Here is a 15,815-nt window from a genome sequence, read left to right as displayed (position 1 = left end):
GCGCGCCGGCCCCGAAGCCTTTTGCCCGGATGGACCGCAAGGTCCGCTTTCCGCCCGCGGGAGTTCTTCGCGCGGCGCCGGGGAAGACCGGACGTGCCGAGAGGAAAGCCAGCTTGCGATCGAGCGGCAATAGCATTGGCACATCTGTATGGAATAGCTAGATAATAATCGTGAAATGGCGCGATGTGTCGCGATCCGCTCTTGGTCATGCGGCGCGATGGCGTCTCGATTGCGGCGTGGATTATCCAAACTTAACGGTTTCTTCAGGACGGAAGTGTCCTGCGTCGGCCCTATGGCCGCCTCGGTCGCCAATGGCTTGATTCTCGATAAATATTCATATTATGCTGAGGCGGCCAATCGGTTCGTAGCGGCGCCGGGGAGCAGGAGGATTGTGCATGACGACGGAATTTCACCACTATACGAGCTTTCGGGTGAGGTTCGCCGAAATCGACGGCCAGATGGTCGTCTTCAATTCGCGCTACCTCGAATATGCCGACAATGTGCTGACCGAGTTCATGCGCATGGTCGATGTTCCCGTGTCTGGCCCGCAGTCGTTCGAGATGCAGGTCGTGCAGGCCACCGTGAAGTACAAGCGCGCGCTCCGCTTCGACGACGAGGTCGAAGGCTGGCTGCGCGTGGAGCGTGTCGGCCGGTCGAGCGTCATTTTCGAGATCGAGTTTCGCATCAAGGGGGCCGCGGAAGCGTCCGCCTCGGTCACGCTCGCCTATGTGCATGTCGATCTTGAAACCGAGAAGTCGCAGGAAATTCCCGCCTCGGTGCGAACCAAATTTCTAGGCAAGCTATAATGGCGGATCGCCGGCACTCAGATGTGCGGGATCGGCCGGAGCCGTCGCAACCTGTCCCGTCAGGCAAGGCGCCGATCCTGGCCGGGCCCGCGATGCGCGAGCATGGTCGTTCAACAGCCGGCGAGATCATGGAGCCGCGCGAGGCGCACATCCGCCGTCCGCGACAGCAGCGCAGCCGCGAGCGGTTCGAAGCCATTCTCGATGCCGCGGAACGAATTTTGCAGGAGCGTGACCCGCACGAGGTGAGTATCTACACGATCGCCGAGGAGGCTGATATGCCGCCGCCGTCGATCTATCACTTCTTTCCCGACGGCAATCATGTGTTCATGGCGCTCGCCGAGCGCTATTTCGAGATGTTCCTGGGCGGGCTCGAGAGCATCGAGGGGAAGCGGTTCGATGACTGGCAGGGTCTCGTCGAATTTCGCTACGCTCTTTCGCGCCGCTTCTTCAACGACAATGTCGCGGCCCGAAAAATCCTTCTTGGCGCCGCCGCGACCTGGGCGATCCGTACGCGCGACATCGACACCAACCGCCTTTTGGCGCGCGGCGCGATCGTCGAGATCAACCGCTTTTTCATCCTGCCGAAGGTGCCGGGACTGGTGGATCGTGTCACCGAAACGATCATCATGAACGACGCCATCTGGGCCCTCTACGACCATCGGTTCGGGCACTTGCCCGGCGATGAGGAGGTTTTCGCCCGCCGCGCACGCCTGGGCCACATGCGAACCTATCTGCCCGAATATCTGGCTATGCGCGACGCCGTTCTTACCGTCGAGGAAGCGGCGGCGATCGCCTTCTAACCGCCTTGCGCCGGTCGCCAGCGCGCCGCGCGCCGAGCCGGCGAATGGAATGGCTGGCCGGAAAATTAACCGCTGGAGGCATCGTTGAACCAGACACAGACCAAGGCCTCTTCCGGAACGGCCGTCGTCGCGGCGTCGCTCTTGACCGGCGTCAACCAACTGCTCGTCAACGTGCAGCCCCTGCTCTTCGGAGTGCTCGCTGTCCGCCTCGGGCTTGACGACGCGGAACTCGGGTATCTCGGCGCGGTCGTGATTGCAGCCCTGACGCTCGGCTCCATTTCCGGTCCTTTTTGGGTCCGCCGCGCCAATTGGCGTCTCATTTGCGCTCTGGCCCTCGTCGGCGCGGCGGCCGCCTTCGCCCTCGGCGCCGTGGCAACGACGCTCGATTCCGCGCTTCTCATATTCGGTGCCGCCGGACTGTTTCTCGGTCTCCTTTCGCCTCCCGCCTTCGGTTGTCTCGGCGAAGCCGAAAATCCCCCGCGCGCATTCGCGATCTCGGTCGTGGCGCAAAGCTCGCTGGCGGCGGCAAGCACACTCGCCCTGTCGTTCGCCATCATCCCACGGTTCGGGGCACCCGGCGCTTTTGTTTCGGTTGCAGTTGCAGTCGCCGCCGCGCTACCTCTCTGCCGATCGTTGCCGCGGGGTGCCGGGTCGACCCGGGAGCTGTCGGCGACTGTCGACGGGGCGCCACTGTTGTCGTGCGCCGCCATTCCAGCCTATGCCATGCTCTTTGCCAAGGGCGTCTTCGTCGCGGGGATTCTCGGTTACTGGATTTTCGTCGAGCGGATCGGTGTCGCCCACGGTATCCCGGGCGAGCGTATCGGTCTCACGATCAGCCTTTGCGCGGTTGCGAGTGCAGCGAGCGCGGGGATTGTCGGATGGCTCGCGGGGCGCGTCCGCCTCGTTGCGATGATTGCTATCGGAACGACGATCGTAATCGGCGCCTTCATGGCGCTCGGCGTGCCCGGCTTCCTTGCCTTCGCCCTGTCCAATTTCCTCTTCGCATTCGGCTGGGGTTTCGCCCAGTCGGCCTATTGGGGCCTGCTTCGCGAGGTCGATGCGACAAACCGTCTCTTCGTGGCCGGTCCCGCCGCCGCCGGGGTCGGCGGCGTCGCCGCGGGGATGGCGGCCGGACCGATCATCGGCGCCGCCGGCCTGCCGGCGATGACGCTCGCTTCGGGTGTCGCGCTGTCGGCGGCGGCGCTCATCGCCTTTCTTGTCGCCGGCTCGCTTCGTGTCCGCCGGTCGCGGACAGCCGGTGTCGATACGCGGACGCCCGAACGGAATGATCAGACGCTCTGCCCCCGGGGCGAGGCGGTCTGAATGACCTGCGCATTGTGGACCTTTTTCCCGGCATCGTTCCTTTCGCCGCTTCGAACAGGGCCTTCGCCACGGTCCTGGGGTGGCGACCCCGCACCGCCGGGCTGTGCTCGAGCGCGTCGATGAAACCGAATGCCGTCCCGGTGGCTTGCCCCGTAGCCGGTACCGATCAATATCCCGGATGGCTTATTGGCCGGAGGCAGCCATTGGAGAGGGGGCGGCTGCTGAAGCAGGGCGCGTCAGATGACGCGCGAGCGCCTGGTAGGCGAAATATATCTCCGCGAATCCGAGCGCCCAGACCCAGCCGGCAAGAAAGAAGAAGTTCAGGATCAGGTTGGTTTCCTCGCCTGGAATGGCGATGATACCCTCGAGCAATGCCATGATCACGAAGCTGACATTCACCAGCATGATGCCGAAGGCGTGAGCCTGCTCTCCCACGCGCGCCAGCCTGACTGCGAAATAGACGAGGAAAATGTTCGCGACGATGCCGCAGGCAAAGAATGCATAGGGGAGAATGGGCTGTATTGGCGGATAGGCGAGGAGAGCATAGGCAAGCGGGAAACCCCCGACCAGCAGGAGCCATTTTGTCGTCTTTGAAGCGTCGAAACCGTGCGTGAGCTTGGCAAGGCCCAGCGTTGCAACGACGGGAATGCCGATGCTGCGCGAAAAGGCGTCGCAGACCATCGAAATTTCGAAGGAAAGCTGGAAGCCGAACGTGACCCAGAGCGCGAAATTGAGCGCCGAAAAGCCGAGAATCGCCCATTCGGCGCCGAGTAAAATGTTGCCCTGACGCCAAAACCGGTAACCGAGGCCAAGGCCCGTCGCGACCAGCGCCAACATGCCGCTGGCGATCAGAATGTCCCGCAGATCCACAATTGCCCTCCCGTCAAAGATATATCCGATTATTATCAGTTTTCTCTTGCCTGCCTAGCGAAATATTGCTTCGTGGCTGGTTGACGCGTTGCGCGACGCGAATCCATTTGTCTGAGGATATGCAAGGATTATGGGCGGTAAAGCCTTCGCCTGCCATGGGCCGCCAACATGATGGCTTTCAGAAATAAGTGGATGTTTATCCGTCAATATGGTCCCTTGCCCAAGAGGCCGGCCGCCGGAAACAGGGCGGCGGCACGATCAGATGGGAGAAGATGATGAGCGTGAGATTCGGTTCGATGGCGCTTCTGGGCTGTGCGGCGCTGGCGCTGGCTTCCTGCAACGCGTCGAAAGATGGCGGCACCACGGGCGGATCGCTCGACGCGGCCGAAAAGGCCAGCGAGGCTTTGCTCAGGACCGGCGGCAACGGCGATGACTGGGCCGGCATCGGATATGGCTATGACGAGCAGCGCTTCAGTCCGCTCGCCGACATCAACGACAGGAATGTAGGCCAACTCGGCATCGCCTGGTTTGCCGATCTCGAGGACGCGCGCGGGCAGGAGGCAACCCCGGTCGTCGTCGATGGGGTGATGTATGTCAGCCACGCCTGGTCGAAGGTCGATGCGTGGGACGCCGCGACGGGCAAGCAGCTCTGGTCGTTCGATCCCAAGGTTCCCGGCGAGCATGCGGTCAAGGGGTGCTGCGACGTCGTCAACCGCGGTGTTGCCGTCTGGGGCGACAAGGTTTTCGTCGGCGCGTTCGACGGGCGCCTGATCGCGCTCGACCGCAAGACCGGAAAGGAAATCTGGTCGACGCAGACGGTGGACGCCTCGAAGCCCTATACGATCACGGGCGCGCCGCGCGTCGTGAAGGACATGGTGCTGATCGGCAATGGCGGCGCCGAATTCGGAGTGCGCGGTTATGTCACAGCCTATGACGCCGACACCGGCAAGGAACGCTGGCGCTTCTACACCGCCCCGAACCCGACCAAGACAAAGGACGGCGCCGCGTCGGATGAGATTTTTGCGTCCAAAGCCAACGCGACCTGGTCCGACAAGGGCGAGTGGCAGACCTCGGGCGGCGGCGGCACCGTGTGGGACGCGATCGTCTACGACAAGGATCTCGACCAGATTTATCTCGGCGTCGGCAACGGCAATCCGTGGAACCACGGCACGCGCTCGAACGGCGAGGGCGACAACTGGTTCCTCTCCTCGGTCGTCGCGCTCGATGCGACGACGGGTGCGTATAAATGGCATTATCAGGAAACCCCGGCCGAGACGTGGGACTATACCGCCACGCAGCCGATCATCCTCGCCGAGCAGCAGATCGGCGGCAAGCCGGTCAAGGTGCTGTACCATGCGCCGAAGAACGGTTTCTTCTTCACGATCGATCGCACCAGCGGCAAGCTGATCGATGCCAAACCCTTCGTCGACGGGATCAACTGGGCCACGGGCTACGACCTCGCCACCGGCCGCCCGATCGAGAACCCCGAAGCGCGTTTCTACAAGACCGGCAAGCCGTTCATCGCGATCCCGGGAGCGATGGGCGCACACAACTGGCATCCGATGAGCTTCAACCCGAAGACCGGGCTCGTCTATATTCCCGCGCAGCAAGTCCCGCAGGGTTATCTCGAGGATATGAACGAGCTTGATCGGCGCCAGCTTCTCGGATTCAATACAGGAAGCTCGATGACCGGGGGCGTGCTCCCCGACGACAAGGCGGCGTTCAAGGCGGCGGTCGCCGCGACCACCGGCCGCCTCGTCGCCTTCGACCCGCGCACCGGCAAGGTCGCGTGGGGCGTCGATTATCCCGCCGCGTGGAACGGCGGTACGATGACGACCGCGGGCAATCTCGTCTTTCAGGGAACGAGCACCGGCCGCTTCCGCGCCTATGCCGCGGATACGGGGAAGCAGCTCCTCGACCTCGACATGCAGTCGGGAATCATCGCTGCTCCCTCGACATTCCGGGTCGGCGGGGTGCAATATGTCGCGTTCATGACGAGCAAGGGCGGTGTCTTCCCGCTTGCCGCCGGGATCGCCGGCGGCGTCACGAGAAAAATTCCCAACATTCCCCGCCTCGTCGTGCTCAAGATCGGCGGCACGGTGAAATTGCCCCCTCTGCCGGCGACGACCGCGCTCGCATGGAACCCGCCGCCGCAATTCGGCACCCCGGTGCAGGTCGCCGCAGGCAAGGCGCATTTCGCCCGCTATTGCCTGGTGTGTCATGGCGACAGCGCGATCGGTAACGGCTTCACCCCCGACCTCCGCGTATCGGGCACGCTGGCCAATGCCGATGCCTGGAAGTCCGTGATCATCGACGGTGCGCTCAAGGACCGCGGCATGGTCAGCTTCGCGAAAGTGATGACGCCCGCCGACGCCGAAGCGATCCGTGCCTATGTCATCGACCGGTCGAACTGGACCAAGGCAAACCTGCAGGGAGCAGGTCAGCCTTTCGGTCGCTGATATTCTGCCTCGCCTTTTTCGGAGCATGCGGTGCCATGCTCCGAAAGGGCCAGGCGATCTACTTCGCCGATCGCGCGTTGCTTGCAGCATTGGCTCGGTGTCGTCAAGAGAGCGCCACATTGCGCGCAGCTGCTTTCCGATAATAATATAATTCGACCGAAGCTGGAGGCGTACGGCCGATGCGATTGGCTCGGACAAGCCCGTTGCGGGGCGCTCGCCCAATCCTCGGCGGGGCCGCGCCAACGGCTGGTTTTCGAGGGATTTTAATCTGCGTCCCGTGCGCCGATCCACCCGTCGACCATGCGCCAGTTGATATTGACTCCTACGCTTGAATGGACAAATATCGATTTATATCGAAAAAACGGGAGACGTCATATGTGGTCCGGCAAGCGTGCGAGGGAGCTCAAGGAACGCGCCGAAAAGGTCATTCCGAACGGAATGTACGGCCATGAATCGACCCGGCTCTTGCCCGAAGAATTCCCTCAATTCTTCCACCGGGCTGAAGGCGCGCGGCTCTGGGACGCCGACGGCAACAGCTACATCGACTATGTGTGCGCCTATGGCCCCAATCTCTTCGGGCATGGCTATGCGCCGATCGAAGAAGCTGCGCGCCGGCAGCAGGAGCTGGGCGATACGATGACCGGCCCGAGCGAAATCATGATCGATCTCGCCGAAGCCTTTGTCGCACAGGTGCAGCATGCCGACTGGGCGATGTTCTGCAAGAACGGCACCGACGCGACGACGATGGCGATGACGCTGTCGCGCGCGCATCGTGGTCGCAAGATCATCCTCTATGCGACGGGTACATATCATGGGGCGGCGCCCTGGTGCACGCCGCGCCTGGCCGGGATCATTCCTGAGGATCGCGCGGCGATCGTCTATTATAATTACAATGACCCCCAGAGCCTCGAAGAGGCCTTTCGCCAGTATGAGGGCCAGATCGCCGGCGTGTTCGCCACGCCGATCCGTCACGAGGTCTTCGTCGACAATTACGAGCCCAGCCTTGAATATGCGCAGACCGCGCGCCGTCTCTGCGACGAAAATGATGCGCTCCTCATCGTCGACGATGTCCGGGCCGGCTTCCGGCTCGCGCGCGGATGCAGCTGGGAGCCGCTCGGCGTCCTGCCCGATCTCGCCTGCTTCGGAAAATGTATTGCGAACGGCTATCCGATTTCGGCGCTTCTGGGTTCCGACAAGACGCGCGCCGCCGCGAAGGAAATATTCGTGACGGGTTCCTTCTGGTTTTCGACGACCCCGATGGCGGCTGCCATCGAAACGCTGAAGCAGATCCGGACCACTGACTATCTCGAGCGGACGCGCGCATCGGGCGATCGGCTGCGGGCGGGGCTTGAGGCCCAGGCTGCCGCGCACGGCTTTTCGCTGCGTCAGACGGGGCCATCGGTGATGCCGCAGATGCTGTTCGACGACGATCCCGATTTTCGTGTCGGCTATGCCTGGACCGTCGAATGCCTGAAGCGCGGCAGCTACATCCACCCTTATCACAACCAGTTCATCTCATATGCGCATGACGACGCCGTGATAGACGAGACACTGGTGGCAACCGACCTCGCCTTTGAGGCGCTCAAGGGACGCATGGGGTCTCTCGAACCCCATCCCGTGCTCATGCAGCTGCTTTCAGCCAAAGCGGCCTGACCTGGGCGATATTTTGCAGATGAACCAGCGTCGCTCCGCGGAGCGACGCTGGTTTTGTATATCTTCCATCGCGCAGCGACGGTGCTCCTGTTTCCCGCAGAGGACAGTGAGCAGCGCCGGTCGCAAGCGGCAGCAGGCTGCCTTTTCGGCGCGGGGCCGGAACCGAGGCTCCGCATCATGAGGGGCTCGGCGAACGCTTCAGTCCGCGGCGAAATCCCGGATTTGGAAATTGCGGCTGAATGCGGTGGCCAGTGTCCCGGCATCGAGGGGATCGAGCCGGGGAAGCCGGCCGAGCGAACGAACATTGCCCATGGTGGCAATTGTCGTTTCGCTGTCCGGATTGGCGTCCCCGACGAAAGCGATGCCGGCGATCGATATCTTCCGCGCCCGCAACGCCTCGATCGAGAGCAGGCTGTGGTTGATCGTCCCGAGGCCGGTTCTGGCAACAAGGATCACGGGGAGGCCCCAGCTTGCAAACAGGTCGGCCATGGTGAGTGAGCGCGTGAGCGGGACAAGAGCCCCGCCCGCGCCTTCGATCACCATCGGACCGTCAACCCGCGGAACCACGAGACGCGCCGGATCGATCGCGACGCCGTCGAGTTCGGCCGCGCGGTGGGGAGACAGCGGGGGCGTGAGCCGATAGACTTCGGGCAGGCGCCGTTCGATGCCGAGCGACCGCACGGTGTCGGTATCGGCACCATCGGCGAGGCCCGTCTGTACCGGTTTCCAATATGTAGCACTCAGTGCGCCGGCGAGCGCGGCGGCGAAAACCGTCTTGCCCACATCGGTATCGGTTCCGGTAACGACGAAACGGGCAGCCCTCGTGTCCTGACCTGTCGCCCGCGATTCAGCCATTTGTCGGGATCATGTAAAGGAAGCGGGTCGGGACCTTCGCGCGATAGACGATCTTGCGGCCCTCGGGCATCCACAGGAACTCGCCGGGGGAAACGGCGTGCGTCTTGCCGTCGCCGTCGATCTCGAGTTCGCCGTCGATCACGAAAATGCCTTCATTGAAAGGAAGCTCGAAATCCACTTCGCCCGGCGTGATCTCGGAAATGCCCGCGCGCATGCCGGCCTGATGATCGGCGGTCAGGAATGCAAAGGCGGTCGCAACGCCCGATGGCTTTCCAGGCTGGCGCGGAAGCTTTTCGATCTTCGAGATATTGCCCATTCATCGTCTCCTGCGAGCGGGTCGGTGTCCCCGAGGTGGTGATGCCCCGGACAGAGGGAGGCCGTCGCCCGGCCTCCGGTCCGACCGCTTTATCGGCGTGCGTATCAGTCGCTACGCCAATACTCAATTAAAATCGATTATCTTCGATGCGGCCAGGCGATAGCGGCGACTTTCCGCCGCGGCCGATTGCCCGATCAGGCCTCGCCCGAGGCCGCTGCGGGCTGCCGCGCCCGCCGCTATCGATCCGCGCCTGCGCGGCGACGCCTCTCTTTGAGCCACGCGATGATCCTTCGCGGCCGCCGCGCGAAGCCGAGCAGCAGGCCGGAAGCGATTGCAGCGCATCCCGAAACGAGCACCAGCTCGACATCGCGCGCCGCCAAGAGAAAACCCGCGATTGTGGGGATGATCGCAATGCCCGCGAGCTGCGCGGCCGGGGCAAAGGGCAGGGCGGCACGACGCGGATCGGCGTCGCTCAGGATGCTCGAGAGAACCGGCACCGACGACAGCCACCATATCCCGAACCCGGCGGCAGCGATGGCGGACCCCGGCCATGCGAACCACGCTCCGGCCGAGAGCAGGAGGAGCAGCGTCGTGCCCGTCAATCTCAGGCGGTCGTGCCTGCTGCTCGGGATCAGGCATGCTGCGAACGCTCCCACCGCCTGACCGGCGAGGCTCGACGAGAGGATGGTCGCAGCCGCCGGGGCGCTCACATTCTCGCTTTCGAGCCAGACGCCGGCATAGGCCCAGATCGTCAGCACGCCGCCGACGAACAGGAACATCACCGCGAGCCAGCGAATGCCCATGGCATCGGGTCTCCCGGTCCCTTGGTCCGTTCCCATTTCGGTCGCGGGCGCCGGGCCCGCGCCGAGGCGGCGCGGCAGGAAGGGAAGTCCGGCGAGCATCGCGGCGCTGGCAATCGCGAGCGAGAGGAGAAGCTCTTTGCTCGTCGGCGCCGGCCAGAAGAGAGCGAACCATTGCAAATGGAGAAACTGGCTCGTCGCCTGTGCGAGAAGATAGGCGGCAGCCCACTGTCCGACCCGGCTCGTCGCCGCGATCGCCATGCCGGCGATGCCGACGAGAAAGCCGCTGCCAAGGCCGGCGACCATCCGGAAGACAAAAAGCATATCCGCGCTTCCATGCAGCGTCTGGTAATAATTGGCGGCCGCAACGAGCAGTATCGCCAGCCCGGCGATCGCCCTGACCGAGGCGTGCTTGAGGGCGGGAATGGCAAGGCTGCTCCCGATCGCAATGGCGATGACCTCGGCGGCCGACAGCAGGCCGAGGCGATCCGGTTCGATCAGGCCCTCGCCGACGAAAGCCGCATAGAGAAGGGGCTGGATGCCGAAAATCAGGATCGCGAGCGAACCGAGAATGATGCTCGTCGCCGTCTGCGCCGGTCTTGGCGAAGCGCAATTTTCCTCGAACGCTGGTCCAGTCATTCGCGCTCCCCCTTTTTGCCCAGGTCGCCGGGCGATATTTGCCTGCCCGCCAACCCGTCTTCTGCCCGCGATCCAAATTTGCAGATATATATCGATTATTGTTACCCTTCAATTGCCATAATTCGGTTGACTCGAATGTGGATGTGGTCATATTTTCAACTAAAATCGGTTATTGGGTCGTCGTCGGCCACATGGAAGAATTGCCCGGGTGATAAAGGGGGCGCCCTCTAAAGGCGGCCGTCCCGGGCGATGGCCAGTGCGCTTGCTTGGCTGAAGGGAGAGTCCGAATGAATGCTGCCGTGTCCGCTACGAAGAAATCCGATTTTGTCACGGCACCCTTCGGGACGCCGGTCGGCGACGTGATGGAAATTATCCGGCGCGATGGCGGGATTGTCCTCGACGGCGTGCTGTCGCGTGACGAGGTCAGGCAGGTCAACGACGAACTCGATCCCTATCTCTACGATTATCATACCGGATCGCAGGGTGGCGACGAACTCATGAAGGAGTTCTGGGGCGCCTTGACGAAGCGGCTCACCAATGTTGTCGTGTTGAGCAAGACCTATCGAGAACGCTTTCTCTCGCGGCCCGAACTCCACGACTATATGACCGCCATGTTCAAAGGGGTGAGCGACAGCTTCTGGGTGCAGGCGACTCAGGCGATCGAGATCATGCCGGGCGAGAAGGCGCAGATGCTCCACCGCGATGTCGGCAACTATCCCGTTTTTCGCAATTCCGGCCCCTCGGCCCCGGAAGTGACCTGCAACACTCTGCTGGCACTCGTCGATACCGACGAGGCGTGCGGGGCGACGCGCGTCATACCCGGGAGCCATGAGTGGGACGCCGAGCGCGAATATGACGACGGCATGACGGTTCCGGCCGAGCTGAAAGCAGGCTCGATCTTCTTTTATTCGGGCAAGCTGCTCCATGGCGGCGGAGCCAATCGCTCGCAGAATGTCCGGCGGCGCGTCATCGCGACCGCGTTCAACGCGGGCTTCCTCGTTCCCGAAGAAGCCTATCCTTTCACGGTCCCGCTCGAACTCGCGCGAACAATGCCGAAGCGGCTTCAGCAGGCGCTCGGGTTCCGTTCCTTTCACCAGCGCGATCCGGTTGGTGGAAGCCTCTGGCAGCATAATTACGAAGAACTCGCCGACTTTCTCGGTCTCTGAGAGACCTGGCTGCCTGATCCATGCGGCCGAACCGGTAGCGAAGGTCCGTGCCGGCGCGACGACGCACCGCGCCTTTGCCGACCCGATGTCCGCATGTGGCCGCTCGATCGGGCGCCGCCCGGTGGGCGGCGAGCGGCGTCTCCGCGAGAAGAGGCAGGAGAGACCTTCGGATGGCGACCATCGATGGCCGGGCGCTGCGGCTGCACGCGCGCGGCCGGGAAGCGGTTGGCGCGGTGATGCAGGCTCTCCAATCCCGACCCGCGACAATGGTCTTGATTCTCGATAAATAACGATTAAAGTTTTCGCGGTCAGGTCGGCGCTATGGCGACGACGAGTCCGCTTGCTCGTTCCGACCGCGACGCCCTCTGCCGGGCCGCGTCCCGGCAGGGTCGGGGGTTCTTCTCGGGGAGATGATGGCAATGGCGGAAGAGAGCGGCAAATTTCCCTGGAGAACCAGCTTCTGGTGCCCCGAAGCCGTCGAGCCGGAGAATCGTCTCGGCCAGCAGGATATCGACGTCGATCTGGCCGTGATCGGCGGCGGATTCGCCGGCATGTCGTGCGCCTATTATGTGAAGAAGGCGCGCCCCGATCTCTCGATCGCGGTTTTCGAATCGGAATATATCGGTTTTGGCCCGAGCGGGCGTAACTTCGGAGGCGTGGCGCCCGGCGTCCGCGAACTGCGCGCCGGCATCCTCGATCTGCCCGATCCCGTGGAGGATCGGTTTGCGGTCCAATGGTATCTCGGCAAGCGCGAAGAACTGGAACGGCGCATCGCCGAAGGTGGCATCGATTGCGAATATCGCGACGAGCAATTGATGATGCAGGCGCTCGACGAGCCGGCATGGGAAGCGATGCAGCGCGAGTCCAAAGTCCTGAAGGCCCGCGGCACGCCTCATCTGCTGCTCGACACGGCGGCGCTCGAGAAGGAAATGGCGCTTCCCTACCGGCCGCTCGGCGGGATCGTCCGGACGGCCTGGCGCGCCGTGCAGCCGTTCAAGCTGGCGCGCGGCTTCGGCCGGCAACTCCGCGACATGGGCGTCGCCGTCCATGAGGGAACCCGCGTGACCGATTTCTCGGACTCAGGCGAGGGAGTGGTCCTTCGTACCGCCGACGGTGCAACGATCACCGCGCGCAAGGCGGTGCTCGCGACCAACGCCTATACCCATCACCTTCCGAAGGCTGCCGATCTCGTCAACCCGCGCCACACCTATGTGATCGCGACCGAGGCGCTCGACGAGGCGCGTCTCGCATCGCTCGGCTTCGGAACCTACAAGTTCGTCGAGGACTCGGGGTTCGTCTTCTATTATTCGCGGGTCTACAAGGGCCATCTGCTGATCGGTGGCGGCGAGCTGACGACCGGCTTCTTCACCCCTTCGACTGTCGACCATGATGCCGACACCAAGACGGTGGAATTCCAGCGGCTCTATGACGAAATGGTGCGGCGCTGGCCGCAACTCGACGGCGTGAAGATCGAGGCGGCGTGGGCCGGCCCGATCGACATGACCGAGAATTTCGCGCCGGTTATCCGGACGCTTGACACCATGCCCAATGTGACGGCCTGCGTCGGCTTCAACGGCGAAGGACTGATGTCCGGGAGCCTCGCCGGCTTGCTCGCGATCGGGCAGATCCTTGGCGCCGACTATGTCGATCCGGATGCCGAGCGCGTCAGGCAATATCTGCTCAAGCCGATCGATTGACGGCCATGAAGATCAGCGCCCCGTCTCTGAAACTCGATCTTGCGGTTACCGAAATCGTCGTCCGCGACGGCGAGCCCGTCGTGATGTGCCGTGTCGGCGTCTATGATGCCACGGCGAAGCTCGACGGCAAGGATGTCGTGGCTGCGCTTCGCTCGTTGATGAAACCCTCCGTGCTGCTCTCGATCGTGCGGTTGGCGTTACGCGGCAAGGCGCGCGAGAAAAAATAGATGCCCGCGTCCGCAGATCAGGGGACGGGCTCCGATCGATTCCAGGATGCTGGTTGTCGGCAATCTCCATCGCACCGCGCCGGGACAGGCAGCGGACGCCTACATGAAAGGGAGCGGAATGAGTCAGCTTGATGGCAAGAGGATATTGATCACGGGCAGTACGCGCGGGATCGGGTTCGGCATGGCTGAAAAGATGGCGGCGCTCGGTGCGTCGCTCATTCTGACGGGCCGCGACCAGACCGCCGCCGCCGCCGCCGCGGCGGAGCTCGCTTCGGCAACCGGTGCGAAGGTCGCCGGCCTCGGCGCGCCGCTGACCGATGAGGACGCGGTGAACGGCCTTGTCGACCGGGCGGCCGCGATATTCGGCGGCATTGATGTCCTCGTGAACAATGCGGGAATCGATTCCGACGGTCCCGCGCTCGACCATGCGCTCGAGGATTGGCGGCGGGTGATCCACGTCAATCTCGAGGTTCCCTTTCGCCTTGCGCAGCAGGCGGCGCGGCATTTTCTCTCGGAGGGCAAGGGCGGTGTCGTCATCAACGTCGCCTCGGTCGCCGGGTTCAAGGCCATCGACGAAGCCAGCTCCTATGTCGCTTCCAAGCATGGCCTCGTCGGCCTGACCAAGGTGCTCGCGCTGGAATGGGGCCGCAAGAATATTCGCGTCTGCGGGATCGCGCCCGGCCTCATCAAGACCGACATGACCCAATATATCTGGGGCAACGAGGCCGGCCAGGCTTATGTGAACAACAAGATCCCGATCGGCCGTATCGGCCTGCCCTCGGACATCGGGGCGTTGACCGCTTTCCTCGCTTCCGAGGATGCGGGCTTCATTCATGGCGAGACGATTATCGTCGACGGCGGGGCGACGGTCGATTGATTCGGCCGCGGGGCATCGGGGGCGATGCAAGACCGGCGGCCATGGGCCGCCGGTCCGAAAGCGCGCGCGGCGCCGACTTCGCCGAACGCCCTAGGCGCCGACGGCGGCACTTTCTTCCAGGGGCTTGAGCAGGAAATTGGGATCCGCGAGCACGCCGTCGACCTCGATCCAGCCCAGCGCGCGGCCGGACATCGACCAGCCGAGCAACCGCTGGACTTCTTCGGGGTAGCTCGCGACGAGCTCCGGCGTCAGCGCAAGATAATGATTCTCTTCCTGTCGTACGAAAGAGGCGTCGAGCGCGAAGGTTACACCGGTACGCCACTCGCTCCCGGTCCGGTTGGTCCCCCCGCCATGATAGACGCCGCCAAGGAAAAGGAGCGCCGAACCCGCCTTCATTTCGGTAGGAATCGCCTCCTCGGCGAGAGGTTTGCGCTCATCGTCCCAATGATGGCTTCCCGGAACCACCATGGTGCCGCCATTCTCCGCGGTGAAATCGGTAAGGGCGATCATGACCTGCAAGCGCGCCTCGCGGCCGAAATTGCGGCTCCAGAAGAAGGCCCCGTCGTCGCGGTGTAGCGCTTGCCCGCCTTCGCCGGGGCCGATCTGGATCGCTTGGCTGACGCCGACCTGAAGATCGCAGGTCACCTCCATATAGCTGTCGCCCGACCAGCGATGCTGCGGCACGCATACGAAATGCTTCGCGGCCGGAAGGTAAAGGGGATGGGTGACGACATCGGCGCTGTAGCGCGTCTTTGCGAATAGCGCCGAAAGCCGGCGCGTATTCTGGCCGAAGAAAGCATCTCGCCCGGTCGACTGCTGCTCGATCAGCGGAAGCAGGTCGTCGCGCATGCCCGCCAATTGTGCAGGCGTCAGGAAGTTCTCGATGATGACCCCGCCGTCGCGGTCGAGCACCGCGATGACATGTTCGATCGACGCTGTCGTCCCATCCAGTCGTTCCATGGTCATCTTCCGCTCTCCTTACCGCGCCTTATCATGACTACAGCAAAAATTTATACAAAACTCAATAAAAATCGATTATGAACATCGCGTCGCGCTAGGAATCAAGATGCGCGGGTAGGTCAGGGGATAGGTTTATGGCCAGCTTGGAGCCACAACTGGCGGCTGCAGACAGGAAGCGCGAACCAGGTTTCATCCGGTCGCGCCCGTTCTGCGAGAGGAATTGAGGATGCGCATCGCTGTTCTGAAAGAGCTCGCTCCGGGCGAGACTCGCGTCGCTGCGACCCCCGAAACCGTGAAGAAATTCATCGGGCTGGGCGCGGAAGTTGCCATCGAATCGGGGGCGGGGGAGACCGCATCGGTCGCCGAC

14 protein-coding genes and 1 pseudogene are annotated in these 15,815 nt (G+C 63.2%); 10 read left to right on the top strand and 5 right to left on the bottom strand.

What is annotated here, in order from left to right:
• Window positions 1–395: 395 nt before the first annotated feature.
• From RIA72_RS10425 to RIA72_RS10415, 3 genes are all read left to right on the top strand, one after another.
• Window positions 396–806: an acyl-CoA thioesterase gene (locus RIA72_RS10425; RefSeq protein ID WP_350032115.1), complete on the top strand. Its 411-nt coding sequence runs from the start codon at window positions 396–398 to the stop codon at window positions 804–806.
• A 128-nt stretch (window positions 807–934) separates the two neighbouring features.
• The gene (locus RIA72_RS10420; protein ID WP_350032114.1) at window positions 935–1,606 is read left to right on the top strand and encodes a TetR/AcrR family transcriptional regulator; all 672 of its coding nucleotides are present in this window, start codon (window positions 935–937) and stop codon (window positions 1,604–1,606) included.
• Window positions 1,607–1,690: 84 nt separating this feature from the next.
• Complete coding sequence (locus tag RIA72_RS10415; RefSeq protein WP_350032113.1) at window positions 1,691–2,929, top strand: MFS transporter; 1,239 nt, start codon at window positions 1,691–1,693, stop codon at window positions 2,927–2,929.
• Window positions 2,930–3,112: 183 nt separating this feature from the next.
• On the opposite strand, the gene RIA72_RS10410 is transcribed toward RIA72_RS10415, so the two are convergent.
• Window positions 3,113–3,763 carry a hypothetical protein gene (locus RIA72_RS10410; RefSeq protein WP_350032112.1) on the bottom strand — a complete coding sequence of 217 codons (651 nt, stop codon included), beginning with the start codon at window positions 3,761–3,763 and terminating at the stop codon, window positions 3,113–3,115.
• A gap of 311 nt (window positions 3,764–4,074) precedes the next feature.
• Between RIA72_RS10410 and RIA72_RS10405 the strand changes: the two genes are divergently transcribed.
• Window positions 4,075–6,258, top strand: a complete 2,184-nt coding sequence (locus RIA72_RS10405; RefSeq protein ID WP_350032111.1) for a PQQ-dependent dehydrogenase, methanol/ethanol family — start codon at window positions 4,075–4,077, stop codon at window positions 6,256–6,258.
• 375 nt (window positions 6,259–6,633) lie between these two features.
• Window positions 6,634–7,911 (top strand): aminotransferase class III-fold pyridoxal phosphate-dependent enzyme, encoded by a 1,278-nt coding sequence (locus RIA72_RS10400; protein WP_350032110.1) that lies wholly within the window; start codon window positions 6,634–6,636, stop codon window positions 7,909–7,911.
• Window positions 7,912–8,109: 198 nt separating this feature from the next.
• On the opposite strand, the gene bioD is transcribed toward RIA72_RS10400, so the two are convergent.
• The 3 genes from bioD to RIA72_RS10385 all read right to left on the bottom strand — a co-directional run bounded on the left by bioD (window position 8,110) and on the right by RIA72_RS10385 (window position 10,521).
• Window positions 8,110–8,766: a dethiobiotin synthase gene (bioD, locus tag RIA72_RS10395; RefSeq protein WP_350032109.1), complete on the bottom strand. Its 657-nt coding sequence runs from the start codon at window positions 8,764–8,766 to the stop codon at window positions 8,110–8,112.
• Window positions 8,759–9,082 carry a EutQ-related cupin domain-containing protein gene (locus RIA72_RS10390; protein WP_350032108.1) on the bottom strand — a complete coding sequence of 108 codons (324 nt, stop codon included), beginning with the start codon at window positions 9,080–9,082 and terminating at the stop codon, window positions 8,759–8,761. The genes bioD and RIA72_RS10390 overlap by 8 nt, the downstream gene beginning before the upstream one ends.
• Before the next feature lie 236 nt (window positions 9,083–9,318).
• The gene (locus tag RIA72_RS10385; protein WP_350032107.1) at window positions 9,319–10,521 is read right to left on the bottom strand and encodes a hypothetical protein; all 1,203 of its coding nucleotides are present in this window, start codon (window positions 10,519–10,521) and stop codon (window positions 9,319–9,321) included.
• A gap of 287 nt (window positions 10,522–10,808) precedes the next feature.
• On the opposite strand from RIA72_RS10385, the gene RIA72_RS10380 reads away from it, so the two are divergent.
• The 4 genes from RIA72_RS10380 to RIA72_RS10365 all read left to right on the top strand — a co-directional run bounded on the left by RIA72_RS10380 (window position 10,809) and on the right by RIA72_RS10365 (window position 14,488).
• Window positions 10,809–11,687, top strand: coding sequence for a phytanoyl-CoA dioxygenase family protein (locus tag RIA72_RS10380; protein ID WP_350032106.1), 879 nt, complete (start codon window positions 10,809–10,811; stop codon window positions 11,685–11,687).
• A gap of 419 nt (window positions 11,688–12,106) precedes the next feature.
• Window positions 12,107–13,384: an NAD(P)/FAD-dependent oxidoreductase gene (locus tag RIA72_RS10375; RefSeq protein WP_350032105.1), complete on the top strand. Its 1,278-nt coding sequence runs from the start codon at window positions 12,107–12,109 to the stop codon at window positions 13,382–13,384.
• Between the two features lie 5 nt (window positions 13,385–13,389).
• Window positions 13,390–13,611, top strand: a complete 222-nt coding sequence (locus RIA72_RS10370) for a hypothetical protein (protein WP_350032104.1) — start codon at window positions 13,390–13,392, stop codon at window positions 13,609–13,611.
• A 118-nt stretch (window positions 13,612–13,729) separates the two neighbouring features.
• Entirely contained in the window at window positions 13,730–14,488 is a 759-nt protein-coding gene (locus RIA72_RS10365; RefSeq protein WP_350032103.1) for an SDR family NAD(P)-dependent oxidoreductase, read from the top strand.
• 90 nt (window positions 14,489–14,578) lie between these two features.
• Here the strand turns inward: RIA72_RS10365 and RIA72_RS10360 are convergent, their stop codons facing one another.
• On the bottom strand, window positions 14,579–15,454 hold the full coding sequence (locus RIA72_RS10360) for a phytanoyl-CoA dioxygenase family protein (protein WP_350032102.1): 876 nt from the start codon (window positions 15,452–15,454) through the stop codon (window positions 14,579–14,581).
• 220 nt (window positions 15,455–15,674) lie between these two features.
• Here RIA72_RS10360 and RIA72_RS10355 point away from each other — a divergent pair.
• Window positions 15,675–15,815, top strand: a pseudogene (locus RIA72_RS10355) (NAD(P)(+) transhydrogenase (Re/Si-specific) subunit alpha); the annotation flags it as partial.

It is taken from the genome of Sphingopyxis sp. (assembly GCF_040216815.1).
GTDB lineage: Bacteria > Pseudomonadota > Alphaproteobacteria > Sphingomonadales > Sphingomonadaceae > Sphingopyxis.
The sequence above is the reverse complement of the archived record's forward strand: the minus strand, read 5'-3'. Positions and strand labels throughout refer to the sequence as shown.

Excerpts from the sequence above, each read along its gene's own strand:
- RIA72_RS10425 (WP_350032115.1), top strand. The coding sequence starts at position 396 with ATGACGACGGAATTTCACCACTATACGAGCTTTCGGGTGAGGTTCGCC.
- RIA72_RS10420 (WP_350032114.1), top strand. The coding sequence starts at position 935 with ATGGAGCCGCGCGAGGCGCACATCCGCCGTCCGCGACAGCAGCGCAGC.
- RIA72_RS10405 (WP_350032111.1), top strand. The coding sequence starts at position 4,075 with ATGAGCGTGAGATTCGGTTCGATGGCGCTTCTGGGCTGTGCGGCGCTG.
- RIA72_RS10400 (WP_350032110.1), top strand. The coding sequence starts at position 6,634 with ATGTGGTCCGGCAAGCGTGCGAGGGAGCTCAAGGAACGCGCCGAAAAG.
- bioD (WP_350032109.1), bottom strand. The coding sequence starts at position 8,766 with ATGGCTGAATCGCGGGCGACAGGTCAGGACACGAGGGCTGCCCGTTTC.
- RIA72_RS10390 (WP_350032108.1), bottom strand. The coding sequence starts at position 9,082 with ATGGGCAATATCTCGAAGATCGAAAAGCTTCCGCGCCAGCCTGGAAAG.
- RIA72_RS10385 (WP_350032107.1), bottom strand. The coding sequence starts at position 10,521 with ATGACTGGACCAGCGTTCGAGGAAAATTGCGCTTCGCCAAGACCGGCG.
- RIA72_RS10380 (WP_350032106.1), top strand. The coding sequence starts at position 10,809 with ATGAATGCTGCCGTGTCCGCTACGAAGAAATCCGATTTTGTCACGGCA.
- RIA72_RS10375 (WP_350032105.1), top strand. The coding sequence starts at position 12,107 with ATGGCGGAAGAGAGCGGCAAATTTCCCTGGAGAACCAGCTTCTGGTGC.
- RIA72_RS10370 (WP_350032104.1), top strand. The coding sequence starts at position 13,390 with ATGAAGATCAGCGCCCCGTCTCTGAAACTCGATCTTGCGGTTACCGAA.
- RIA72_RS10365 (WP_350032103.1), top strand. The coding sequence starts at position 13,730 with ATGAGTCAGCTTGATGGCAAGAGGATATTGATCACGGGCAGTACGCGC.
- RIA72_RS10360 (WP_350032102.1), bottom strand. The coding sequence starts at position 15,454 with ATGACCATGGAACGACTGGATGGGACGACAGCGTCGATCGAACATGTC.